The sequence below is a fragment of the Vibrio sp. 2CM40D genome (genome assembly GCF_023161825.1).
Classification (GTDB): Bacteria; Pseudomonadota; Gammaproteobacteria; order Enterobacterales; family Vibrionaceae; genus Vibrio; species Vibrio alginolyticus.
Genome location: NZ_JALNTL010000001.1, coordinates 120,686 through 146,194, shown reverse-complemented (window position 1 = coordinate 146,194; position 25,509 = coordinate 120,686). Strand labels below are relative to the sequence as shown.

Annotated in this window: 21 protein-coding genes; 12 read left to right on the top strand and 9 right to left on the bottom strand. The window is 44.1% G+C overall.

Annotated features, from left to right (window positions below; translation table 11 throughout):
- Nucleotides 1-40: 40 nt before the first annotated feature.
- A complete protein-coding gene (dusC, locus tag MTF70_RS00630; protein ID WP_005380816.1) occupies nt 41-1,000 on the bottom strand; it encodes a tRNA dihydrouridine(16) synthase DusC in 960 nt (319 codons plus the stop codon).
- Nucleotides 1,001-1,170: 170 nt separating this feature from the next.
- Between dusC and MTF70_RS00625 the strand changes: the two genes are divergently transcribed.
- Nucleotides 1,171-1,788 (top strand): SEC-C metal-binding domain-containing protein, encoded by a 618-nt coding sequence (locus MTF70_RS00625; protein ID WP_005380818.1) that lies wholly within the window; start codon nt 1,171-1,173, stop codon nt 1,786-1,788.
- 79 nt (nt 1,789-1,867) lie between these two features.
- On the opposite strand, the gene dsbB is transcribed toward MTF70_RS00625, so the two are convergent.
- Nucleotides 1,868-2,404 carry a disulfide bond formation protein DsbB gene (gene dsbB / locus MTF70_RS00620; RefSeq protein WP_031779052.1) on the bottom strand — a complete coding sequence of 179 codons (537 nt, stop codon included), beginning with the start codon at nt 2,402-2,404 and terminating at the stop codon, nt 1,868-1,870.
- 83 nt (nt 2,405-2,487) lie between these two features.
- On the bottom strand, nt 2,488-4,074 hold the full coding sequence (gene nhaB / locus MTF70_RS00615; RefSeq protein WP_005380822.1) for a Na(+)/H(+) antiporter NhaB: 1,587 nt from the start codon (nt 4,072-4,074) through the stop codon (nt 2,488-2,490).
- A 639-nt stretch (nt 4,075-4,713) separates the two neighbouring features.
- Here nhaB and fadR point away from each other — a divergent pair.
- Entirely contained in the window at nt 4,714-5,553 is an 840-nt protein-coding gene (gene fadR, locus MTF70_RS00610; protein ID WP_005380824.1) for a fatty acid metabolism transcriptional regulator FadR, read from the top strand.
- 110 nt (nt 5,554-5,663) lie between these two features.
- On the opposite strand, the gene MTF70_RS00605 is transcribed toward fadR, so the two are convergent.
- Nucleotides 5,664-6,473, bottom strand: coding sequence for a hypothetical protein (locus MTF70_RS00605; RefSeq protein WP_005380827.1), 810 nt, complete (start codon nt 6,471-6,473; stop codon nt 5,664-5,666).
- A gap of 210 nt (nt 6,474-6,683) precedes the next feature.
- Nucleotides 6,684-8,759: a methionine--tRNA ligase gene (gene metG / locus MTF70_RS00600; protein WP_205461167.1), complete on the bottom strand. Its 2,076-nt coding sequence runs from the start codon at nt 8,757-8,759 to the stop codon at nt 6,684-6,686.
- A gap of 162 nt (nt 8,760-8,921) precedes the next feature.
- Between metG and apbC the strand changes: the two genes are divergently transcribed.
- The 3 genes from apbC (at nt 8,922) to MTF70_RS00585 (ending at nt 13,096) form a co-directional block, all read left to right on the top strand.
- Nucleotides 8,922-9,998 carry an iron-sulfur cluster carrier protein ApbC gene (gene apbC / locus MTF70_RS00595; protein WP_054574796.1) on the top strand — a complete coding sequence of 359 codons (1,077 nt, stop codon included), beginning with the start codon at nt 8,922-8,924 and terminating at the stop codon, nt 9,996-9,998.
- Between the two features lie 180 nt (nt 9,999-10,178).
- Nucleotides 10,179-10,820 (top strand): uridine kinase, encoded by a 642-nt coding sequence (udk, locus tag MTF70_RS00590; RefSeq protein WP_005380833.1) that lies wholly within the window; start codon nt 10,179-10,181, stop codon nt 10,818-10,820.
- Between the two features lie 188 nt (nt 10,821-11,008).
- The gene (locus tag MTF70_RS00585) at nt 11,009-13,096 is read left to right on the top strand and encodes an AsmA family protein (RefSeq protein WP_062730505.1); all 2,088 of its coding nucleotides are present in this window, start codon (nt 11,009-11,011) and stop codon (nt 13,094-13,096) included.
- A 62-nt stretch (nt 13,097-13,158) separates the two neighbouring features.
- On the opposite strand, the gene cobO is transcribed toward MTF70_RS00585, so the two are convergent.
- The gene (gene cobO / locus MTF70_RS00580; protein ID WP_205461168.1) at nt 13,159-13,764 is read right to left on the bottom strand and encodes a cob(I)yrinic acid a,c-diamide adenosyltransferase; all 606 of its coding nucleotides are present in this window, start codon (nt 13,762-13,764) and stop codon (nt 13,159-13,161) included.
- Between the two features lie 117 nt (nt 13,765-13,881).
- Between cobO and MTF70_RS00575 the strand changes: the two genes are divergently transcribed.
- Entirely contained in the window at nt 13,882-14,331 is a 450-nt protein-coding gene (locus MTF70_RS00575; protein WP_025767219.1) for a low molecular weight protein-tyrosine-phosphatase, read from the top strand.
- Between the two features lie 60 nt (nt 14,332-14,391).
- Here the strand turns inward: MTF70_RS00575 and MTF70_RS00570 are convergent, their stop codons facing one another.
- A complete protein-coding gene (locus MTF70_RS00570) occupies nt 14,392-15,951 on the bottom strand; it encodes a SulP family inorganic anion transporter (protein WP_005380840.1) in 1,560 nt (519 codons plus the stop codon).
- Between the two features lie 332 nt (nt 15,952-16,283).
- Complete coding sequence (gene rne / locus MTF70_RS00565) at nt 16,284-19,358, bottom strand: ribonuclease E (protein WP_042523100.1); 3,075 nt, start codon at nt 19,356-19,358, stop codon at nt 16,284-16,286.
- Nucleotides 19,359-19,997: 639 nt separating this feature from the next.
- Here rne and rluC point away from each other — a divergent pair.
- Nucleotides 19,998-20,942 (top strand): 23S rRNA pseudouridine(955/2504/2580) synthase RluC, encoded by a 945-nt coding sequence (rluC, locus tag MTF70_RS00560; protein ID WP_205461169.1) that lies wholly within the window; start codon nt 19,998-20,000, stop codon nt 20,940-20,942.
- A gap of 58 nt (nt 20,943-21,000) precedes the next feature.
- Here the strand turns inward: rluC and MTF70_RS00555 are convergent, their stop codons facing one another.
- Nucleotides 21,001-21,582, bottom strand: a complete 582-nt coding sequence (locus MTF70_RS00555; protein WP_005380845.1) for a nucleoside triphosphate pyrophosphatase — start codon at nt 21,580-21,582, stop codon at nt 21,001-21,003.
- Between the two features lie 149 nt (nt 21,583-21,731).
- Between MTF70_RS00555 and yceD the strand changes: the two genes are divergently transcribed.
- From yceD to fabD, 5 genes are all read left to right on the top strand, one after another.
- Nucleotides 21,732-22,256 (top strand): 23S rRNA accumulation protein YceD, encoded by a 525-nt coding sequence (gene yceD, locus MTF70_RS00550; protein ID WP_005387307.1) that lies wholly within the window; start codon nt 21,732-21,734, stop codon nt 22,254-22,256.
- A gap of 59 nt (nt 22,257-22,315) precedes the next feature.
- Nucleotides 22,316-22,486: a 50S ribosomal protein L32 gene (gene rpmF, locus MTF70_RS00545; protein ID WP_005396978.1), complete on the top strand. Its 171-nt coding sequence runs from the start codon at nt 22,316-22,318 to the stop codon at nt 22,484-22,486.
- A 10-nt stretch (nt 22,487-22,496) separates the two neighbouring features.
- Nucleotides 22,497-23,522 carry a phosphate acyltransferase PlsX gene (gene plsX / locus MTF70_RS00540; protein ID WP_017633846.1) on the top strand — a complete coding sequence of 342 codons (1,026 nt, stop codon included), beginning with the start codon at nt 22,497-22,499 and terminating at the stop codon, nt 23,520-23,522.
- Between the two features lie 5 nt (nt 23,523-23,527).
- A complete protein-coding gene (locus MTF70_RS00535; RefSeq protein WP_017821385.1) occupies nt 23,528-24,478 on the top strand; it encodes a beta-ketoacyl-ACP synthase III in 951 nt (316 codons plus the stop codon).
- Between the two features lie 75 nt (nt 24,479-24,553).
- Nucleotides 24,554-25,477: an ACP S-malonyltransferase gene (fabD, locus tag MTF70_RS00530; protein WP_005387313.1), complete on the top strand. Its 924-nt coding sequence runs from the start codon at nt 24,554-24,556 to the stop codon at nt 25,475-25,477.
- Nucleotides 25,478-25,509: the final 32 nt, after the last annotated feature.

Here is a 25,509-nt window from a genome sequence, read left to right as displayed (position 1 = left end):
AAAAAAGGACGAGATATTCGTCCTTTTTTGTGTTCGGGAGTTATGCAACCTGAGAGTTTAAGTCATCGCGGTAGCGTTGAATATGCTCAACAATTGGTGCGGCTTTGTTGAACGTTCTGATTTCTCTAAATAGGTCTTTTGCTTCAGGATAAGCTTGACGTAAGTAAGAGAACCATTGTTTTACGCGGTTTGGGTAATACAAGCCTTTATCGCCTTTCATCTCGAACTTGGAGTAATAGATGAGCAACTCAACCACCTCGGGCCATGACATTGGCTGGTGGTTATGTTTTACCATATTGCCTAAGTTAGGGATATTGAAAGCGCCTCGGCACACCATTAAAGAGCTAACGCCAGTCGTTTCAATGCAACGTTGACCGTCTTCATAATTCCAAATTTCACCATTCGCTATCAGTGGGATATCGAAACGTTCGCGAATTTGGTTGATGTAATCCCATTTTATCTCAGAAGCTTTATAACCACCTTGTTTAGTACGTGCGTGTACGGTCAGTTCATTTGCGCCAGCAGACTGAATGGCATCGACAATTTCAAAGCAATCTTCAGGGTTCTCCCAGCCAAGACGAATTTTTGCAGTTACGGGAATGGCTTCTGGAACGGCTTCTCGACAAGCTTTAACCACACGGTGAATGAGCTCTGGATGCTGGAGTAGCGCTGCTCCACCTTTACTTTTGTTGACCATTTTGGCTGGGCAACCAAAGTTTATATCAATACCTCTGGCGCCAAGGTTTGCCGCTTTAATTGCGTTCTCAGCCATCCAGTTCGGTTCTTGTCCCAACAATTGCACATGTACTGGCACACCAGATGCAGTCTGAGAACCTTGCAACAGCTCCGGGCATAAACGGTGAAATACATGATCGGGTAATAGCTGGTCGATTACGCGAACAAACTCCGTAACACACAGGTCATAGTCGTTTATCTCGGTCAGGATTTGGCGCATCAAATGATCTAAAACGCCTTCCATTGGGCCTAGTACAACTCGCATAGCTTGCCTAATACAGTTTGGTGGTAAAAAGGAGGGCGATTGTAGCGATGTAAGTTAAGTTTGTCATTAAAAGAGTCGAAGCGCCCAATGCAGTCAAACACACAACGTTAGGTTACGTGCTTTTGAGCTCTGAGGTATAATGCCGCCAAATTTATGGGAAACCAGATGTCATGCAATACACATTGATTGAAAAAGGTGAAGTTCACGTCGATGAATCTTGCCTATTTATCGAAGGCGCAGTGTTAGCTGCGAATCTGACGACAAAACCACTCGCTCCTGAAAAGTGGTTAGAGCCGCTATTAGGTGAGGGATTCAAAGCGATTCAACCAGCTGTGGAAGAGCAAATTCACAAGCAGCATAACCGAATTCAACGAAACGAATATTCCGTGCTAGAGCTAACAGGCAAAGAACCTGAACAACTTGCTGATTTTGCCGAAGGCTTTATGTCTGTTTGGCCAATGATTGAAGAACAGTGGCAAGACGTTGAGCTCAATGATGGATTACAGCGTATGCTGCAAGCATTACTGACCACTTTGATGCTGGCGATCGATGAGCCAGCAACGCAGCAACAGATGCGTGACGCAGGTATTGAAACGCCACCGGCCCTGACAGATTTAGTCGACCAGCTTGATTTAATGGTCGGTGAAGTCGCGCTGGGCGCGGATGAGTTGATGGTAGGCAATAAAGCTCAAAGCCTAAACCCATTCAAAGGTATCGGGCGCAATGATCCCTGTCCTTGTGAGAGCGGAAAAAAATTCAAGCAGTGCTGTGGTCAATCACGCGGCTAAAGCGAATCGCCGCGCTATCCACTTAACAAAAAGCCGACCAGATGGTCGGCTTTTTGTTAATTTTTACGCGTCAGTAGGATTAACGAATTGGATTAACGCGTTTTGCAGGGAAGAATTGTGCAATTACAATTAATGCCAAAGCGATTAAATTGCCTGCAAAAATTACTACTAACCATTGTGGCATTGATAAATCAAGGAGCTGCCACACAACCTTAGAGCAATCACCATATGCTTCAAACATCCAAGGAACCCACTGATTGAGCGGAGCCCAGCTGGGGAATGTGACGAATAAATCACAAGTCGCGAATGGTGATGGATTAAACTGGTAGTCAACGTGCTGCATTGCAAGTAACAAACCCTTGTAAGCACTTAATCCCCAGCCTATCAAACCTAGCCAGCGGAAAATTGGGTTCTTGGGTGCCAATATACCAACCATTGCAGCGACGCCCACTCCCATCATCGCGACTCTTTCATAAATACACATGACACATGGTGCAAGCATCATGACGTGCTGAAAATAAAGGGCACATGCTTCAAAGAAAACGACGAATAGCAGAAGCAGTAGCCACGATAAACGTCCCTTTGAAAACTGGTTAAGTGAATTTAAAATAGTCACGTTTTTGTTCCTGTCTGAAATAGAAAAAGCTCTGAATACTCAGAGCTTTTTATCGTGGATAAGTTTCCTAATCAACTCAAATTTTAGTGACCACCGGATACTACGGGAGTCAGATCACCACTATGAGGTAAAATCCAACCAGCTTCGTAGAAAGAAGCTGTTGCAGGCTCTAGGAAGAACATGATTCCCATCAGACCGACAATCGCAAGAACGACGGTGTAAGGCAGCGCCATGATAACCATTCGACCGTAAGACAGACGAATTAATGGAGCGAGAGCCGATGTGAGTAAGAATAGGAATGCCGCTTGACCGTTTGGCGTTGCAACCGAAGGCAGGTTAGTACCAGTATTGATTGCCACCGCCAGTAAGTCGAACTGATCACGAGTAATGAGACCCTCAATGAGTGCAGTTTTTACTTCATTGATGTAAACCGTACCAACGAACACGTTATCCGACACCATAGATAATAAGCCATTCGCCACATAGAACAGAGCTAGCTGAGTACCTTTATCTTCAACGGCAAGCACCGCATCGATGACTGGTTTAAACAGCTCTTGGTCAATGATTACGGCAACGATCGAGAAAAATACTGCAAGCAGTGCAGTGAAGGGCAGGGCCTCTTCAAACGCTTTCCCCATGGAGTGCTCTTCAATGACACCAGTAAATGCGGTCGCTAATATGATCACAGAAAGGCCAATTAAGCCGACAGCCGCTAAGTGCAAAGCGAGTGCAACGATCAACCAAACCGCAATAAGACCTTGAACCCAGAGTTTTGCGACATCTTGATTTGTTCGCGTTTTACGCTCTTCACGGTCAAAATCGACGAGGATCTGACGAACGTTATTAGGAAGCTTCGCGCCGTAGCCAAACACTTTAAGCTTTTCAACTAAAGCACAAGTGATGAGACCACAGAAAAATACAGGTAGTGTCACTGGAGACATACGGATTAGGAATTCACCAAATAACCAACCCGCTTGGTCTGCAATAATTAAGTTTTGAGGTTCACCAACCATCGTGGTTACGCCACCTAAGGCAGTACCTACACCAGCATGCATCAACAAAGAGCGCAAAAACGCACGATAGTTTTCTAGGTCATCACGCGTTAGTTCAGTGATCGTGTCATCTTGTGTATGGTCATGGTCACCGATAGGGTTACCAGACGCTACTTTGTGATATATAGAGTAAAAGCCGATCGCCACGCTGATAACAACGGCGATAACCGTCAAGGCATCCAAAAATGCAGACAAAAATGCCGCAGCAAAGCAGAACGCGAGTGATAGTAGGGTTTTAGAGCGAATGCCAAGTAAAATTTTGGTAAAAATGAACAGCAATAGCTGCTTCATGAAGTAGATGCCCGCAACCATAAATACCAGAAGTAGCAGTACTTCGATATTTGCTACTAATTCGTGCTTAACTTGCGCAGGGCTAGTCATGCCGATAGCAATGGCTTCAATAGCAAGTAAACCGCCAGGTTGTAATGGGTAGCATTTTAATGCCATTGCTAGCGTGAAAATAAATTCAGCGACCAACAACCATCCAGCTACAAATGGGTTTATTAGGAAGAATACAATCGGGTTAATTATTAAGAAGGCTATAATGGCAACTTTGTACCAATCAGGCGCTTTACCAAGGAAGTTCTTGATAAAAGCGTTTCCGAGCGATATCGGCATGATAATTCTCTTTATAACAAAATTATGAATAGACACTACAATAGTGCTTAAGTATCTGTTTGTTAGACTTATTAACTAGTCTTTAAAAACAATAACTTAGTAAAACAACAATCCTTTGTTTATTGTAGTCTTGCCAAGTTACTTCCCCTGAACTCAAGCACCGCTCACTTTCGACCGCAAACTCTACACTCAGGCATTTATTAGTCAATAACAAAACGTGATGCTACCGACTAAAATGACTTTTTAAATGTAATAACGCGATCAAAACGGCGTTACTATACCATGAAAGTCTTAAAAAAATCCTCTTGGATTTTAAATGACGGTCAGTGACGAGAAAAGGCAAATTAAGAAAGAATATTAACTGTGATATACAAAGTAATTTTTCATATTTTGAATATAAAAATGTGACACGGTTGTCTTTATTTCTCCGAGATTTGTGAGCTGTTTAATTAAATGAAAATTCATATTTTACTGCTTTCGCTCGCATGTTAGAGCCTCTTAAATTGACACAACATATAGAGTATTAACTCTATGTTATGGAGTCATTTCCACTATTGATCGTAAATTTTCTCAAACCGCTAAGTAGTGGTATGATGAGTAGTATCGACCCTCAGAAATCAATATTGGATAAAAAGTAGAATGGTCATAAAGGCGAAAAGCCCTGCGGGATTCGCAGAAAAATATATTATCGAGAGCATTTGGAACGGCCGTTTTCCTCCAGGCTCAATTTTACCTGCTGAGCGCGAGCTGTCCGAACTGATTGGTGTTACTCGAACGACTTTAAGAGAGGTTCTTCAACGACTAGCCCGTGATGGATGGCTGACTATCCAGCACGGCAAACCTACGAAAGTTAACCAATTTATGGAGACCTCTGGCCTGCATATTTTGGATACTTTAATGACGCTAGACGTTGATAATGCGACAAACATTGTAGAAGATCTGCTTGCGGCACGTACCAACATCAGTCCTATCTTTATGCGCTATGCATTTAAAGCGAACAAAGAGAGCTCTGAGCGTACAATTAAGAACGTAATCGAATCTTGTGAAGCTTTAATGAATGCGGCTTCCTGGGACGAATTCATCGCTTCTTCGCCGTATGCTGAAAAAGTTCTGCAGAATGTGAAAGAAGATAACGAGAAAGATGAAGCGAAGCGTCAAGAAATCTTGATTGCTAAAACGTTCAACTTTTACGATTATATGCTTTTCCAGCGCCTAGCATTCCATTCAGGAAATCAAATTTACGGTTTGATCTTTAATGGTTTGAAGAAGCTCTACGATCGTGTCGGTAGCTACTACTTCTCAAATCCAGCTTCTCGTGAGCTAGCTCTGAAGTTTTACCATCAATTGCTCGAAACTTGTGAAAGTGGCCAGCGTGAGCAACTACCAGTAGTGATTCGTCATTATGGTATGGAAAGTGCGTTGATCTGGAACGAAATGAAAAAGCAATTACCAACGAACTTCACGGAAGACGACAGCTAAGCGCTGACAAGTTGAATAAACGAAAACCGCAGTGCCTTAGGCCTGCGGTTTTTTTGTTTTTATTTATAAGTCGGCGACGAACCAAGCACCAATAATAAGGTATGGAACGTTTATCCTGCTAGTGAGAGTCTGGGTAACGGTAGATATAATGACTCTACGACATCTGAAAGGACATGGTCGTAAGTATTGAAGATGGTCAATGACAAGTCCGATGTGATGCCATAAAGCTCTGCTTCTGTTAAGTCGACATGACTCCCTGTCACGTATTCATTTAGCGTCTGTATTGAGCGCGTGGAAGCAGGAGAGGTAATGCTAAGTGGAGCGATAACCGCTAGTTGGTTTAGCTTACGCATCATGACCGATGCATAATTTTTGAAACGCTCATTTCCGCCTTGCTCTCCTAAATCTTGAATGCTGATTCGTAACTGAGTCAGGGTCTCCAAGCTATCCATAATGTTTTGCCAGTTCATGTGATACTCATTATGCAAGTCATCTCTTTGCTCAACCGCTAGCCATGCGATGGTTACTTCATCCATCAAAAACAAGCAATGACGAATTAACTTACCATGCTCCATCTGGTTTCTTGCAACACTATGGTCATTCCATTGTTCAAGTAGTTTCCCTACTTTAATCTGTAATACGCGATACATGGGTTTGTTTTCAAACCGTGATGTTTCGACTAAAAGATGCAGCTTGTTAGTCAGAGCATCATGAAGAGCGTCCAATTTTTGTTGATCGTTTTGTTGGAATTGAAGCGAGTAGTGAGTAGCAGCTCGGTGGTGTCTCAGAAGGTGAACAACATCTCGTAACAATGTTAACAGCTGATATTTGCGCGCATGTTGCTGCTCTCGTTTAGAAGATAAGTGATATATTCCGGCTAAAATAGCGATGGACAATAGTGTGGAAATCAAAACAAACATAACCAACTCCTTGTTAGTGTTTGGACCTAACAAGAAAGATTGCAGTTTTGATGCCACTAATTAAATTCTATTAAAACAGTGAGTTAGGCTTGTGACGGGAAAGATGCTGTACAAGTTTGGTGCACAAATTCCCCAAAAGTGTGAATTCAGTCAAAAAAAGTCCCCGCTGAACTGGCGAGGACTTTTTAAATTTGATCGTAAAGCTACAACTTACATTACGCGCATGCCAGGTTGAGCGCCTTCGTGTGGCTCAAGGATCCACAGGTCGCTACCACCAGGGCCTGCCGCTAGGATCATACCTTCAGACATACCAAACTTCATCTTACGAGGTTTTAGGTTTGCTACCATTACCGTTAGCTTACCTTCTAGCTCTTCAGGTTTGTAAGCTGACTTGATGCCAGAGAATACCTGACGAGTTTCACCACCGATGTCCAATTGGAACTTAAGCAGTTTGTTGGCTTTTGGTACTTCTTCACAAGAGATGATGCGAGCGATACGCATATCTACTGCAGCAAAAGCATCGAACTCAATCTCTTCAGCGATTGGTTCTTTGTCTAGCTCGGTTTGGCTAGCCTTGTTCTTTTCCGCTTCAGCTTTCTCTTTCGCCGCCATTTCTGCCGCCGCATCTTCTTTAGACGCTTCGATCATCGCTTCAACATTCTTCGGATCGATACGGTTGAACAGTGCTTTGAACTTAGTGATCTCGTGGCCTGTTAGTGGAGCAGCGATGTTTTCCCAAGTTAGCTCTTGGTTTAGAAACGCTTCAGTACGCGCAGCTAGCGATGGCATTACTGGTTTCAGGTAAGTCATCAGTACGCGGAATAGGTTGATACCGACAGAACAGATGTCTTGTAGTTCCTGATCTTTGCCTTCTTCTTTTGCTACAACCCACGGTGCTTTTTCATCAACGTATTGGTTAGCTTTGTCTGCCAATGCCGTGATTTCACGGATTGCACGACCAAACTCACGCGTTTCGTAAAGCTCAGCGATACGGTCAGCAGCAGCAACAAATTCGTTGTAAAGTTCAGGCTCTGCAAAGTTGTCAGACAGTTTGCCTTCAAAACGTTTCGCGATGAAACCTGCGTTACGAGATGCCAGGTTAACGATCTTGTTAACAACGTCAGCGTTTACGCGCTGAGTGAAGTCTTCAAGGTTAAGATCTAGATCGTCGATACGGCTGTTTAGCTTCGCAGCGTAGTAGTAACGAAGACACTCAGGGTCTAGGTGCTCTAGGTAAGTGCTTGCTTTTACGAACGTACCTTTAGACTTCGACATTTTTGCGCCGTTTACGGTTACGTAACCGTGTACGAATACGTTGTTAGGCTTGCGGAAGCCAGAACCTTCTAGCATTGCTGGCCAAAATAGGCTGTGGAAGTAAACGATGTCTTTACCGATGAAGTGGTACAGCTCTGCTGAGCTGTCTTTTTTCCAATACTCGTCGAAATCTAGGTCGTCGCGCTTGTCACATAGATTTTTGAAAGAGCCCATGTAGCCGATAGGCGCGTCTAGCCATACGTAGAAGAATTTGTTCTTCTCACCAGGGATCTCGAAGCCAAAGTATGGTGCATCACGTGAGATATCCCATTGCTGCAAGCCAGATTCGAACCATTCTTGCATTTTGTTCGCTGTTTCAGATTGTAGCGAGCCAGAGCGAGTCCACTCTTTTAGCATGCTTTCAAACTGAGGCAGGTCGAAGAAGAAGTGCTCTGAATCTTTCATTACTGGCGTTGCACCAGAAACCGCAGATTTAGGATTGATCAGTTCTGTTGGGCTGTAAGTCTCACCACAGTTGTCACAGTTGTCACCGTACTGGTCTTCAGACTTACATTTTGGACAGGTACCTTTTACGAAACGGTCCGGTAAGAACATCTCTTTTTCTGGATCGAACAGCTGAGAGATAGTTCGGCTAGAGATAAAGCCATTTTTCTTCAACTCAAGATAAATGTGTGACGCTAGCTCACGGTTCTCATCTGAGTGTGTGCTGTGGTAGTTATCAAAGCTGATATCAAATCCAGCGAAGTCTTTTTGGTGCTCTTCGCTAACTGCGGCAATCATTTCTTCAGGAGTAATACCCATCTGTTGCGCTTTAAGCATGATTGGCGTGCCGTGAGCATCGTCAGCACAGATGAAGTTTACAGTGTTGCCGCGTAGGCGTTGGTAACGAACCCAAATGTCCGCTTGGATATGCTCAAGCATATGACCAAGGTGGATCGAACCGTTAGCGTACGGAAGGGCACAAGTTACCAGCATTTTCCTTGACGGAAAGTTTTTTGGATCGTTTGCCATACTTAATATTCGCTTTTCTTGATAGGTATAAATAAATTTTGATGGATAATACTACCCCATGAACTGACTAACTCCAAGGTGTCAAACTGCGGAATGCCTTAGTTTTTTTGGGGTTCTGGTTGAGCCTGGACGGTGGTAGCATGACATCTAAAAGGAGGGCTTATGCATCAGTTCACTTCAAAACAAGATTTTTGTCACTGGTTTAACCAATTCCAACATCCACAGTTGGTGGAAAACTGGGCAGATATTCATGGCGCAATTTCGATTACGACACAGGGTTCTATTGATATAACGTTGCCATTCGCAAGTAATGAGCTTCAAACCGTACTGCATGACTGGATCAAACAGCAGCAAGCCTCGGGTAAAGTGGCTGAATTCCCATTTAATATTCGCCTTGGAGTTAAAGCTTTAGAAACTCAAGTGGCTAACTCGGTTAAGGGTGTTAAGAACATCGTTGCCGTCAGTTCTGCGAAAGGTGGCGTTGGTAAATCTACTACCGCAGTTAACTTAGCGTTGGCGATTGCTCAATCTGGGGCGAAAGTGGGATTGTTGGATGCAGATATCTATGGTCCGTCTGTACCTATGATGTTGGGGCAAGAAGATGCTAAACCAGAAGTTCGTGATGGCAAGTGGATGGAACCCATTTTTGCTCACGGCATCTATACTCATTCTATCGGTTATTTGGTGGATAAATCAGAAGCGGCGATATGGCGCGGTCCAATGGCTTCAAAAGCGTTGTCGCAGTTATTAACTGAAACAGATTGGCCAGATTTGGATTATTTGGTGATTGATATGCCGCCCGGTACGGGGGATATTCAATTGACTCTGTCACAACAAATTCCGGTAACAGGTAGCGTGCTAGTCACAACACCGCAAGATTTAGCCCTTGCCGATGCAAGGAAGGGAGCGGCAATGTTTAACAAAGTCCATGTCCCGGTTATTGGTGTTGTGGAAAACATGAGTTATCACATTTGTAGTCAATGTGGCGCGAAAGAGCATATTTTTGGTATGGGCGGAGCTGAAAAAATGTCGCAAGAATTTGGCTTAGCATTGTTAGGACAAATTCCGCTTCATATCTCTATGCGAGAAGATATTGACGCTGGCGTGCCAACGGTAGCAAGACGCCCAGAAAGTGAGCATGCAGGGTATTATAAGCAACTTGCCGATCGCGTATGTAGCACGATGTTTTGGCAAGGCAAAGCAAAACCAGATGCGATTAGCTTTACAATGGTGAACTAAGTTTACTATGCCTGTTGGTTGATAATTGCACATTTTAACGTTTGCTCGGAGGTTAATCCTCTGAGCAGGCAGAAACTTATGACTAAACCCTAATTCCAACTAGTAACTATGGGGTGAACTCCCTATAATCAGGCAGTTTATCTTTTTATGTGACTAGAAATCATCATCGGGTGCAAACTAATGTCTGATAATAATCAATGCGTCATCGTAGGTATTGCTGGCGCTTCTGCTTCTGGAAAAAGTCTGATCGCGAGCACTATTTATAATGAGCTTCGCGCGAAAGTAGGCGATCATCAAATCGGTGTCATCACGGAAGATTGCTACTACAACGACCAAAGCCACCTAAGCATGGAAGAGCGAGTAAAGACGAACTACGATCACCCGAGTGCGTTGGACCACGACCTACTGTGTGAGCACCTAGAAAAATTGGTACGTGGTGAAGCAGTAGAAGTGCCTGAGTACAGCTACACTGAGCACACAAGAACAATTAACACCACCACAATGACACCTAAAAAGGTGATCATTCTAGAAGGTATCCTTCTTCTTACAGACCCTCGTCTTCGTGATTTGATGCATGCGACAGTATTTATGGACACACCGTTAGATATTTGCTTGCTTCGCCGTGTTAAGCGTGATGTGGAAGAACGAGGCAGAACTATGGAGTCTGTTCTTAAGCAATACCAACAAACAGTACGTCCGATGTTCATGCAGTTTATCGAACCTTCTAAGCAATATGCGGACATTATTGTTCCTCGCGGTGGTAAAAACCGTATCGCAATTGATGTATTAAAAGCTCACATTGCAAGACTTTTGAAAGCTTAAGCCTATAGACGGCTATATCGCTTTATTTTTAGGAGAAGAAGTGGCACCTTAAGTGCCACTTCTTTTTTTGTTTTTAAATTAGTCAGTTGCAGGTTAAAACCAGACACTTTTCACGCTTTTGTGGAACTGTCAGCGGCAAATGGAGTCTGCGCTTATAATTGTAAAAACACTCGAGCAAGGAAAAACAAATGAAGAAACTGCTCTTAATTCTAGCAATACCGATTGTGGTCATTTTGGTCGCAATTTTAGCGTTAACCATCTTCGTCAATCCGAATCAGTTTAAACCCCTTATTGTTGAGCAAGCGCAAAAGCAAACGGGATTAGAGTTGGTGATTGAAGGGGATATCAGTTGGCAATTTTTCCCATCGATTGGCTTTGAGTTGGGACATACAGAATTGCGAAATCCACAAGGCTTTAGTAAACCCAATTTATTCAAAGTTGATACCGTTGGTGTAGACATCTCTGTTATGCCACTTTTTAGTCAACAGCTTGAAATTGGAAACGTCACGCTTGATGGTGCTGAGTTCTACATTGAAACCAAGAAAGATGGCAGCAAGAATATTGATGCATTGACGAAAGCCCAAACACAACAAGCAGAACAAGAGAGCAATGCTGCGCCTACGCAAAATGGTGAAACGCAAACTTCTGGTTCTGATTGGAGTATTAATCTTGCTGGCGTTACGGTTTCTAACGGTTCATTAGAAATGCAGGATAAGCAAGCCGGTAGTTACACCAAACTCTATGATATTTCATTAAACCTTTCCGAATTCGCTTTTGACAACTGGACAACGGCTGATTTTGGCGTGAAGGGCGAAATGAACGACCAAAAGTTCACAGCGAAAGGTCAGGCAGACTTTAAGCTAGAAAAAGGTTTGGCAAACTACGCGCTAAAGAACATCAACTTTGATGCGACATACTCTGACCCTGCCAATAAAATTGAATCGGCAACGATCGGTTTAGACACGTTTGAATTCGATAAAGTAAATAACCTGACTTATGCCATTAAGGGTGACGCTGGTGGTATGAAGTTAGATATGCAGGGTGCTGGTCAACTTAGCGTGGACAAGGCTATCAGCAAAGTACAGTTGGATAAGTTAACTCTTAAATCGACTTTTGAGGGTGATGCTTTACCTCAGTCCCCGATGAAAGTCGACATGGTGTCTGATCTGTCTTTCGACCTAACGAAAAACCATCTGAGTTTTGTTCTAGAGAAGTTAACAGCGAATGCTATCGCCCTAGATGGTAAGGCAGATGTGACACTCGGTGATATTCCTAAAGTACGCTTTGCTCTCCATAGCCCCAATATCGATCTTGATGAGTTCTTAGGGTTAGATAAGCAAGCTGCCGAAGGTAATAAGCCTGCTTCTGGTGGCGAGAGTGCTCCTGCCGGACCTGAGGTTGAGCCTGATTTGTCTGCGTTGAAAGCGTTAGATGTAAAGGGTGACATTACCATCGACAAATTCAAAGCGGCAAATGCGAAGATGGAAGCGGTAAAAACGAGCTTCACTGTAAATCGTGGCGTGTTTGAGCTTACATCTTTTAGTTCGAAGTTGTACCAAGGCTCAATCTCAGCGACAGCGAAGTTAGATGCACGCCAATCACCAGCGACTTACAGTGTTAAAAAGTCAATCAAAGGCGTGAAAGTTCAACCGCTACTTATAGACGTTGCTGAAAACGACAAACTTGAAGGGACAGGTAACATTGATGTGAATGTTACAGGTAAGAGTCTCACGCCTACCGGTATCAAGAAGAATCTATCTGGTACGGTTGTTATCAATTTTGCTGACGGTGCGGTGAATGGCATCAACGTTGCTCAGTTGATTCGTGAAAACTATGCGAAATTTAAAGGGCAAAAAGTTGAAGGCACCAATGAAGCTAAGAAAACAGACTTCAGTGCGATGACGGCGACATTGAAACTCAACAAAGGTGTTGTATCAACGGATAATATGCAAGCTCAGTCTCCATTGTTACGTGTTCGTGGTAAAGGTACCGCAAACTACATCAATGAAACAGTCGACTTTACTATCAGCACGTCAGTTGTAGGTAGCCTAGAAGGCCAGGGCGGTAAAGATATAGATGAGCTGAAAGACATCACGATTCCAATCAATGTGTCTGGTAAGTGGGCAGAACCTAAATTCAAGCTCGTATTCGATGATGTTCTGAAGCAGAAAGCTCAGAAAGAAATCGATCGTGGCGTAGAGAAGCTAACGGACAAAATCAAAGACGAGAAAACCAAAGATGCGGTCGATGGTTTATTGAAGAATCTTTTCAACTAACCGTGCGTGAAAATCAAAAGGGTTGGCATTTTGCCAACCCTTTTTAAATTACTCTGCGAGTGTTACCAATCGACGCCTTTGAGGGCTTTTACGCCAGATTCAAATGCGTGCTTTACATTTTTCACTTCAGAAACGGTATCGGCCATTTCAATCAGGGTTCGATGTGCGCCACGCCCAGTAATAATAACCGACTGCATTTTAGGTCGGTTGCTCAGCGCTTCGACCACTTCGTCTAAGTCGATGTAGCCGTAGCTCACCATATAAGTTAGCTCGTCAAACAAGATGACATCGATAGAGTCGTCTTGCAGCATGCGCTTACATTCTTGCCATACGCCTTGCGCTGCTTCGGTATCAGCGGCTTTGTTTTGAGTTTCCCACGTAAAGCCGGTTGCCATTACTTGGAATTCAACGCCGAGTTTCTCAAGTAGGTTGCGCTCACCGTTGTCCCAAGTACCTTTAATAAACTGCGCGACAGCACAATTCAAACCATGACCCACTGCGCGTGCGATCGTACCGAATCCTGATGTCGATTTACCTTTACCATTTCCGGTAATGATCAGTAGCAGACCTTTTTCCTCTTGAGCCGCAGCGATTTTTACGTCTACCTGTTCTTTGACTTTTTGTTGGCGAGCTTTATGGCGTGCTTCTTTATTTTCTTCGATAGACATAATACTTCCTCAATTCCTTTTCGTGCTGTGCCCAAGTTAATTTGGGTTCATTGATTTATCTCGCTATGATAGACCAACATATCGTGAAGAAAAACCACCGATAATTCAGGGAATAAAATGAAGAAAATACTTGTTGTTTGTATGGGAAACATTTGTCGGTCACCAACTGGAGAGGCAGTGTTAAGAGCGAAAGCTCAAAAGCTAGGCGTTGAAGTAGAGGTTGATTCGGCAGGTACAATTGGCTACCACGCAGGAAACCGACCGGATTCAAGAGCGATGGCAGCAGGAAAGCAGCGAGGTTATTCTTTTAAAGGAATGCAAGCGCGCCAAGTCACCATTGATGACTTTGAAAAGTTTGACCTTATATTAGCCGCAGATAAAGCAAATTTGGCCGATTTATTGGATATTTGTCCGTTGAAGTATCGACACAAAGTATCGTTATTTTTAAGTCATTCTGAGTCAGGTTACGACGAAGTCCCGGACCCATATTATGGTGGGGAAGATGGCTTTGAACTGGTGCTTGATTTAATCGAAGAGGCATCAGACGCAATTTTGAAGAAGCTATAATCGCCGTGCTTGAAGACAATAGAAAAAGGGATGAGCTCAGCTCATCCCTTTTTATTCGTGTTAACCCGCTAGTATGTCGGTTGCGACTTTGTAGCTTGGGTCTTCCTTCACGTTAATTTCAACCAAGCTGCCAGCTTTGTCCAAAAGTTTACGACAATCTGGGCTTAGGTGACGAAGGTGCAGCGTTTTACCTTGAGCATTGTAACGCTCAGCCAGTGTTTCAATGGCTTCAATTGCAGAGTGATCTGTCACGCGAGAGTCTGCAAAATCGACAATCACATCTTTTGGATCTTCAGGCGCGTTAAACAACTCCAGGAAGTTAGCCGCAGAGCCAAAGAAAATAGGGCCGTGAATCTTGTACTCTTTTGAACCTTCCTCGTTTAAGCACGTGTCGGCATAGATGTGCTTAGCGTGTTGCCATGCAAACATTAATGCAGAAACGATAACACCAACCGCTACGGCAACAGCAAGGTCAGTAAGAACAGTAACAACGGTCACAAGAACAATAACGAAGAAGTCTTGCTTCGGTACGCGGCGTGCTAGCTTAAATGTTGCCCATTCGAATGTACCAATGACAACCATGAACATCACACCAACCAGAGCAGCGAGTGGGATCATTTCAATTAGCGAAGAAGCGAATAAGATAAACATCAATAGAGCGATAGCCGCAACGATACCAGATAGACGGCCGCGACCACCTGAGTTTACGTTGATCATCGACTGACCAATCATCGCACAACCACCCATTGCGCCAAACACAGAACACGTCATGTTTGCCATACCTTGACCGATACATTCGCGGTTAGATTGACCACGAGTATTCGTCATCTCATCTAAAACTGTCAGTGTTAGTAGAGATTCAATTAGACCAATGGCCGCGAGAATGATCGCGTATGGAAGAATGATTTGTAGTGTCTCTAGTGTAAATGGTACCGCAGGAATAGAGAAGGTTGGTAGTGAACCTGCGAGTGTTGCAGCTTCATCACCAGACATTGTACGCAGGAAGTCAACAACAGTTCGAGTTTCCAGATCCAAGCCAACCACTAAAGCCGTCACCGTTACGATCGCAACAAGTGAAGAGGGTACAGCTGTTGTGATTTTTGGTAGAAAGTGAATGATTGCCATAGTCAGCGCAACCAAACCAAGCATTAGCAGCATCTGGTCTTGTGGTAGCCAAGTAAGCATGCCGTTGATGTCTGGCGCTTTAAACTGACCCAACTGAGCTAGGAAGATAACAATAGCCAGACCGTTCACAAAACCGATCATCACAGGGTGAGGTACGATACGGATAAACTTACCCAATTTAAACATACCAGCGGCAATTTGAAGAATACCAGCGAGCATGATGGCTGCGAATAGGTACTGGACACCGTGAGTCGCGACAAGCGAAACCATTACGACTGCCATGGCACCTGTTGCACCAGAAATCATGCCAGGACGACCACCGAAAATGGAAGTAATAAGACCAACGATGAATGCAGCGTAAAGACCGACCATCGGATCTACGCCTGCGACGAACGCAAATGCGACAGCTTCAGGAACCAATGCTAGCGCAACGGTTAAGCCTGATAGCACATCATTTTTTACGGAGTGCTTAGAAAATTGGGGAAATTCGAACATGTTTGTTTTTAAGTTCTCTTTGCAATGAGTTAAACCCGACACATATTCGTATTTGCACAAGCCACTGGAAGGTTGATTTTTAATCAAACATTGCAGTGTAAACCGTAGTATTAAAAGAGCAGCATCAGAATGGTGTCGAAAACTTGAGTCGGCGCATGCTACCGAAAAGTGTGATTAAGTTCAAGAATGATACGAATAATGGCGTACAAATGTGATCACGAATTGGTATTTATATGAACAATTTAGTGGGCAAATATGAAGATAAAAAAGGCTACCAGATGGTAGCCTTTAATTTATTTATGCCGTTAAGCAGTTGAACGTAATGATTTAGCCTAGTTAAAGTTAGGCTTTGTCATCTCTGCCGATGCACGGTTTTTAGCCACTTGGCTACCTGCACCTTTAGCTTGGTAACGTTCGGTTTTGAACGGCGCTGCTGCAACCGTGATTTCGCGTAGCTCTTGAGGGCCAGGTGCTTTCGTCATCGGTGCGCTAGCGTTTAGCTTAGCAGCAACTTTAATGGCTTCGACTTTAGGCTCTGGTTTATCTACTGGCGCTTCGGCTACAATCTCTTTTGCTGCTTCAACGATAGGCTCTTCAGTAGGTGCCGTTTCTACAATGGCATCAACCGGTTCAGCATGTTCAGTTACAGGAGTTTCAACGATAGGCTCTACCGATGCTGTTTCTACTACTGCCGATTCAGCTTTTTCTGCGATTACTGTTTCAACAACAGGTGCTTCTACTACTGGAGCTTCCACTTTCGCTTCAACGGTTTCTTGAACCTTGTGTTCAACAACTGGCGCATCTGTTACGACAGGTTGCTCGCGACGAATAATCACTTTACCCATTGCCATTTCTGGACACGCAAAGCCACCTTGGATTGTAGGTACTGCTGCTACAGCTTCTTCCTTAACTCGCTCTTCCTTCTTAGGTGCTGGTTTCGGAATGTAACGTGGCATTACTTTACCCATAGCCATTTCAGGAGAAGCGACACCTCCCTTACGTAGGCGGAACGGGTTAGGGCGGCGATCACGGCCACGGCGACGACGCTGGCCGCTTGCACGCAGGTGACGTGGCGAACGACGATTACGACGTTGCTTAGACTCTGCTTGCTTGTTGTCTTGCTGTGCCTCTACCGCTGCTTCTGTTGGCTTTTCAACTTTAGCTTCAACCGTTTCTTGAGTCTTAACCGCTGTTTCTTCGGCTTTCTTCTCAATAGCTTCTTGGTCTTTAACGCGTACAGACTTGTTCAATTTGCGACGTTGGCGGCGCTCTTTCACTTTTTCTGCTTTCGCATTTTGCTGCTTCGGTTTGCTCTCTTCTGGTTTTGTTTCAGTACGAGCTTCCGCTGCTAGCTGCAGACCTTTTTCCGCTACTTTTGCGTTTGCTTTCTGCTCTTGGGCTTTATCTGCCTGTTGAGCTTTAGGTTTACGCTTTTGGTTACGGTTTTGCGGTTTATTTGTTTGTTGTTGAGCTTCGTTTTGCTCATTAGCCTGCTCATCACGAGGCTTACGACGACGTCGGTTATCGCGATTGTCGCGGTTATCACGATTATCGCGCTGGTTGTTATTGCGACGACGATCGTTACGATCACGTTTGTTACGTCGATTATCGCGATTTGGTTTTTTCTCTTCCTGAGGTTTCTGTTCTTCTTTTGTTTCTTCAGAACCACCGAATAGGAAGCTACCAAGTGCTTTAAACAGACGGCTGAACAATCCAGGTTTCTCTTCTTGTTCAACGTTTTGTTCTTTCTTCTTCGCCTCAGGAGCTGGTTTAGCTGCTGGTGCAGGTGCGGTTTGAGACGGAGCCGCAAAGCCTTTAAGAACTGGCTCTTCAATTCGTTTTGGTTTTACGTCAACTTCCGCTGGCTCTTTACCTTCCGCTTCTTTCATTGCTTCCAGTTTTTTAGGAAGTAGGTAAGAAATCAGATCGAACTCTTCACCTTCACGAACACGGATAACTTCGAAGTGCGGCGTTTCCATGTCAGAGTTTGGAACAACCGTAATCTTCACTTCTTGAATGCGTTCGATATGGTTAACTGAACGACGTTTTTCGTTCAACAAGTAAGAAGCGATTGGCACAGGTACAACTGCGAGAACTTGCGCTGTATTGTCTTTCAGTGCTTCCTCTTCGATTAAACGAAGTACAGAAAGTGCTAGAGATTCGTTGTCGCGAACGACTCCAGTACCGCTACAGCGAGGACAGATGTGGTGGCTTGCTTCTGCTAGAGAAGGGCTTAAACGTTGACGTGACATCTCCAACAAACCAAAGCGAGAAATACGACCGATTTGTACACGAGCGCGATCAAGACGAACGGCTTCACGTAGACGGTTTTCTACTTCTCGTTGGTGGCGAACAGGTGTCATATCGATAAAGTCGATAACCACTAAGCCACCCAAGTCACGTAGACGTAACTGGCGAGCAATTTCGTCGGCTGCTTCTAGGTTCGTGTTTAGGGCTGTTTCTTCAATATCACCGCCCTTGGTTGCACGAGCAGAGTTGATATCGATAGACGTTAGTGCCTCAGTCGGGTCAATAACAATAGAACCGCCAGATGGCAGACGCACTTCACGTTGGAAAGCCGATTCAATTTGGCTTTCGATTTGGTAGTGGCTGAATAGTGGAACTTCGCCTTCATATTTCTTAACGCGGTTAAGGAAATCAGGGCGCACCAATTGAATGTGCTCTTTTGCACGTTCGTAGATGGTGTTGCTATCAATTAAGATTTCGCCAATATCACGACGCAAATAGTCACGGATTGCACGAACGATAACGTTACTTTCTTGGTGGATTAAGAATGGAGCAGGGTTAGAGTCCGCTGCACCTTTGATTGCACCCCAGTGGTTAAGTAGTACATTCAAATCCCACTCAAGTTCTTCAGCACTCTTGCCAACGCCAGCAGTACGTACGATTAGGCCCATGCCCTGAGGCAGTTCCAAAGTACTTAATGCGGCTTTTAGTTGAGTACGCTCGTCACCTTCGATTCGACGAGAAATACCGCCAGCACGAGGGTTGTTAGGCATCAGAACAAGGTAACTACCAGCAAGAGAAATGAAAGTAGTAAGAGCAGCGCCCTTGCTTCCACGTTCTTCTTTTTCCACTTGAACGATAACTTCTTGGCCTTCCGTTAGCACTTCTTTGATGCTTGGACGACCTTGGTAGGTGTAACCTTCAGGGAAATATTCGCGGGCAATTTCTTTGAGAGGGAGGAAACCGTGACGCTCGGCGCCGTAATCAACAAATGCGGCTTCTAAGCTTGGTTCGATACGTGTGATACGTCCTTTGTAGATATTCGCTTTTTTAGATTCATGTCCTGGACTCTCGATATCAAGATCGAAAAGTCGCTGGCCATCAACCAGAGCGACACGCAACTCTTCTTTTTGAGTTGCGTTAATTAACATTCTTTTCATTGAAAATTCTCGTTGTCTTTTCTTTTATATCTTTCTTGTCGACTTGCCACTGTTTTTTCGCTCTTTCACGGTGCCTGATCCCATGGCTTGTATTTTGCAGCCTCCCGGCTGGAAGGGGATGCTCTCGGGCACTTCAGTCATCACAAGCCTCTTGTGGTTTCTGTTGGAAACGTAGACTTGTGACCCGCTATTTGGGCGGTAGGTACTCAACGTGAATATGCGAGGAGTAGGGTGGCAAGAGTGTTGAATTCGATGTGTCTCACGCCAATGCTGCACTCGACCTTCAACGATCTACTCACATTGCTTGAGGATAAATGATTGGTAATGAATAAAATGTAACCAAACCTTCCTTAGCAGCTGTGAACTATAGCAGTGCGCGTGGCTATCAGCAATCTGCTTTCACGCAAACGATAGAAAATTTGCCGCTAAACTCAAAATTTCTATTTTATAACTGGCTGTTTCATAAGCAATTGAGATGTGCAAACTGTTCAAGACAGAAAACAAATTGAGAACTTGATTGAGAGTTTTAATAATTTAAACAAAAGCTTGGCGAAATTTAGACCAGTATGTGCCACGGAGTGTTTCTTTTACGACAAGAATAATGTGAAGTCGCACGAAATTGAGTTTACAATACCGCCCATGAACGAAATAAGAACAAAAGTCCAGTTCGTCGATATCGACGAAGATATGGCGGGTCAGCGCATTGATAATTTTTTGCGCAACCAATTAAAAGACATTCCTAAAAGCATGATTTACCGAATTGTGCGTAAGGGCGAAGTGCGCGTAAATAAAAAGCGTATAAAAGCAGAGTACAAGTTAAAAGCAGGCGATCTCGTTCGTATTCCACCGGTGACCGTCGAGAAAAAAGATGGCGATGTCGCACCAAGTACGAAACTTAACAAAGTCGCTGAGTTGGAAAATATGATTATCTTCGAAGATGATCATATGTTGATTCTAAACAAACCATCTGGCACCGCTGTGCATGGTGGCAGTGGTTTAAAGTTTGGTGCGATTGAAGCGCTTAGGGCTCTGCGTCCTCAAGCTCGCTTTCTTGAACTTGTGCATCGTATTGACCGTGATACTTCAGGGATTTTGCTGGTTGCTAAGAAGCGTTCTGCACTTCGTCACTTGCAAGCCCAGTTTCGTGAAAAGACAGTAAAGAAGTTTTACTTAGCTCTTGTCATGGGGCAATGGAAAAGCAGTTGTAAGGTTGTGAACGCGCCACTGCTCAAAAACGAAGTGAACAGTATTGTTCGTGTTAACCCTAATGGTAAGCCGTCAGAAACGCGTTTTAAGATTTTGGAAAAGTTCGAACAAGCTACATTGATTCAGGCGAGTCCGATTACTGGTCGAACTCACCAAATACGAGTTCATACGCAATACACTGGTCACCCAATCGCTTGGGATGATCGCTACGGTGATCGTCGCTTTGACGCTTACACAGGTCAAGTTGGTTTAGATCGTTTGTTCCTACACGCGGCAAACATCAAGTTCCAACACCCATCAAATGATGAGTGGATGGAAATCAACGCACCGATGGAACCGAAACTAGAAAAAGTGTTGGCGGGTTTAAGAAACGCGTAACCATGTTTTCCTCGCGGATGCAAAAGGGAGCCTGTGGCTCCCTTTTATCGTATTTGGGTTAAAGGACATCGAGTCCTTGAACATGCAACATATCAATCAAATCAATCAATGGTAGTCCGACAAGTGTGTTCGGGTCTTTACCAACTAATTTCGTAAACAAACAAATTCCCATGCCTTCGCTTTTAAAGCTGCCTGCGCAGTAAAAAGGTTCTTCCCTGTCGACGTAGCGTTCGATTTGTTCAAGCGTTAAATCTCTAAAGTGCACCTCGAAAGAATCAAAGCCGACTTCTGTATGGTTTGTCACGGTGTTATGTACCGCAAGACCAGTATAGAAAGTGATGACTTTTCCACTTTGAGCCAAAAGTTGATTTATCGCGTTATCTCTATTTAAAGGCTTGCCAACGATTTCACCATTAATGACACAAACTTGGTCACTGCCGATAACTAAACTTGCTTTATCCGTCTGGCAAGATATTGCTTTCTCTTGGGCCAGTCTCTGCACAAGTTCAGTTGGCGTTTCTTGGTCAAAAGGTGTTTCATCGCAATCAGGTGATAAACAAACGAATGGTAGTGAGAGCTTTTCAAGCAGTTGTTTACGAAAAGGGGAGGTTGAGGCTAAAACCAGTTGGTAATTTTTCATTTTGAATTACAATTCGTGGGAGCATTTCCAATAGGATAATAGATCAAAAATGATTCTGGCTAATGCTCTGTATGTTAAGCGTAAAAAAGTACAACTTTTTTGCCTTTTTCTTTGACTAATTTTGATTTGGAAGATAATATTCGCGCCCTATGCAAAAGGTAAAAATACCGCGAACGGTTGACCCAGCTAAAGCTGCACAGAAACGATTGGATTACGATGGCATCATCCAAGCTAGTCTTTTCAAGCGCTTAGTGGAAACAACTGAAGGCGTAAAACGCGACGCAGAAGTCTCATTGTCATTTGGGATGGATGAACAGCGACTCGTTGTTATCTCTGGTAAAGCTAACATCGAAGTCGATTTAGAGTGTCAGCGTTGTAATGAGGTATTCGCACATGAGTGCGAAGTTGAATTCCTTTCTACTCCTTACTACGGTGAGAAAACAGAACAGGAAGCACCAGAAATTTATGATTTGGTAGATCTAAATGAATATGGTGAATTAGACCTCATACAACTTGTTGAAGACGAGTTCATCTTAGCATTACCTCAAATTGCGATGCACGATGAAGCGGATTGTAGCGTTGATTCAAATAACATGGTTTTTGGTGAGATTCCTGAAGAAATTGAGGAAGAAAAACCGAATCCATTCGACGTTTTGAAAAGTCTGAAAAAGTAATAGGTGTGGTAGCCGATTCTTCTTCAGGTTTTTAACCCAATAGTATAGGAGTAGGGTCAATGGCCGTACAGAAAAACCGTAAAACTCGTTCTAAGCGCGGTATGCGTCGTTCACACGATGCGCTAACTACAGCTGCTCTATCTGTAGACGCGACTTCTGGTGAAACTCACCTACGCCACAACGTAACTGCTGAAGGTTACTACCGTGGTCAAAAGGTTATCAACAAGTAAGGTTGAACCTTTGCAAAGTATTACCGTTGCACTTGATGCAATGGGCGGGGATTTCGGTCCACGCGTAACAGTGCCTGCCGCCGTGCAGGCACTGTCTCATTTCCCAGAGCTAAAAGTGATTCTTATTGGTGATCAATCTCTGATCACGTCTCAATTATCTCAACTCGGTACCTCGACCAGTTCCCGCTTGACTATTCTTCACAGCGAGAAAGTTATCTCGAACTCAGAAAAACCTTCATTGGCGTTACGTAATAGCCAAAATAGTTCTATGCGTATGGCTATCGATTTGGTTTCTGAGCAGAAAGCGGATGCTTGTGTTAGTGGTGGCAACACCGGTGCATTAATGGCACTATCGCGTTTCATTCTTAAGTTACTTCCTGGCATTGAACGTCCTGCTTTAGTTTCCGCTTTACCGACGATTACCGGAAAGCGTACTTGGATGCTGGATCTGGGGGCGAATGTATCGTGCGATGCTGATAGCTTGTTCCAATTTGCTGTAATGGGCAGTGCATTAGCTGAAGAACACTTGGGTCGTCCTCCTCGCGTTGCTGTACTCAATATTGGCGCAGAAGAGATTAAAGGTAACGATTTAGTCAAACGTTGCGCAGAAATGCTTTCTCAGACCGATGCGATTAACTTTGTCGGTTATATTGAAGGTAATCAAATTTTGCATGATGTTGCGGACGTCATTGTTTGTGATGGATTTGTCGGCAACGTATGCTTAAAAGCCAGTGAGGGAACAGCTCAACTTTTTATCGAAAAAATTAAAACCAGCATAATGGCATCAACGATAAAGGGTTGGATAGCTAGAAAGTTGTTTTCTAGGCTGTTTAATGAACTAAAAACACTGAACCCCGACCAGTATAACGGCGCAAGTTTGCTAGGATTGCGCGGCATTGTCATAAAAAGCCATGGAAGTGCGGATGTATCTGCGATTGTCAATGCACTTGGCGAGGCAGTACACGAGGTCAAACGACAAGTACCAAGCCGTATTAGCGATCGTTTGGAAGCGGTTTTACTCGAGAGGCATTATTAGTCTTCATGTATAGCAAAATTTTAGGTACTGGCAGCTACCTGCCATCTCAGGTGCGTACAAACGCAGATCTAGAGAAAATGGTAGATACAAGTGATGAGTGGATCGTTGCTCGCACGGGTATTAAAGAGCGTCGAATTGCTGCAGAAAACGAAACTGTAGCAGACATGGCATTCTACGCAGCTGAAAACGCTATCGATATGGCGGGTATTGATAAAAACGATATCGACCTGATTATCGTAGCCACAACGAGCAGTAGCCATACTTTCCCTTCATCTGCGTGTCAGGTGCAGGCAAAGCTTGGCATTAAAGGTTGTCCAGCTTTTGACTTAGCCGCTGCTTGTTCTGGTTTTGTGTACGCATTATCTGTTGCAGACCAACATATCAAATCTGGTATGTGCAAAAACGTACTTGTGATTGGTTCAGATGCTTTGTCTAAAACGTGTGATCCGACAGACCGTTCAACCATTATCCTATTTGGTGATGGTGCCGGAGCCGTTGTCGTAGGCGCTAGCCAAGAGCCTGGCATTATCTCTACCCACATATACTCGGATGGTCAATTCGGAGAGCTTCTAAGCCTACCTGTACCTGTGCGGGGGCAAGATGCGGATAAATGGCTTCATATGGCTGGGAACGAAGTATTCAAAGTCGCTGTAACTCAGCTATCGAAACTAGTAAAAGATACGCTTGAAGCCAACAACATGCATAAGTCTGAACTAGACTGGCTAGTGCCGCACCAAGCGAACTACCGCATTATTTCAGCGACAGCGAAGAAACTTTCGATGTCACTAGACCAAGTCGTGATTACACTTGATAAACACGGCAACACATCAGCTGCGACGGTGCCAACAGCACTAGATGAAGCGGTACGTGATGGTCGTATTAAACGCGGTCAAACTCTGCTTCTTGAAGCGTTTGGCGGCGGATTCACTTGGGGCTCGGCCCTTGTGAAGTTCTAAGTTTCACAAGAATTCAAAATTTAAGGTGCACTTGGTGCATCTTATTTCTTTTTACTTTGCTTAAAGGAAAACAACATGAGCAAGTTTGCTATCGTATTTCCAGGTCAAGGTTCTCAAGCTGTAGGTATGCTTGCAGAACTAGGCGAACAATATGACGTAGTAAAACAAACATTTGCAGAAGCATCTGACGCACTAGGTTACGATCTATGGGCGCTTGTTCAAAATGGACCTGCAGAAGATTTAAACGAGACTTTCCGTACTCAACCAGCTTTGCTAGCTTCATCTGTTGCAATCTGGCGTGTATGGCAGGAACTTGGCTTAGAGCAACCAGCAAACCTAGCCGGTCACAGCCTAGGTGAGTACTCAGCACTTGTATGTGCGGGTGTTATCGACTTTAAAGAAGCCATCAAGCTGGTTGAATTACGTGGTCAACTTATGCAAGAAGCAGTACCAGCTGGTACTGGCGCAATGTACGCGATTATCGGTTTGGCTGATGATGCGATTGCAAAAGCGTGTGAAGACGCAGCGCAAGGCGAAGTGGTCTCTCCAGTAAACTTTAACTCGCCTGGTCAAGTCGTTATCGCTGGTAGCAAAGACGCAGTAGAGCGAGCTGGTGCGCTATGTAAAGAAGCTGGTGCGAAGCGTGCGCTTCCTCTTCCTGTTTCAGTACCTTCACACTGTGCACTTATGAAGCCAGCAGCGGAAAAACTTGCTGTAGCTCTTGAGTCTATCGAATTTAACTCACCACAGCTGCCAGTTATCAACAACGTTGATGTGGTTGCTGAGACAGATCCTGCAAAAATCAAAGATGCGCTTGTTCGTCAGCTACATAGCCCAGTTCGTTGGACTGAAACAGTTGAACTGATGCACGAACAAGGCGTAGAAAATCTTCTTGAGCTTGGTCCTGGTAAAGTTTTAACAGGTCTAACAAAACGTATCGTGAAAACGCTAACTGCAGCAGCAGTGAATGATATCGCATCGCTAGACGCTGCGAAGTAATCCATCAAGCGATAAATTTGCGATAAGAAAAG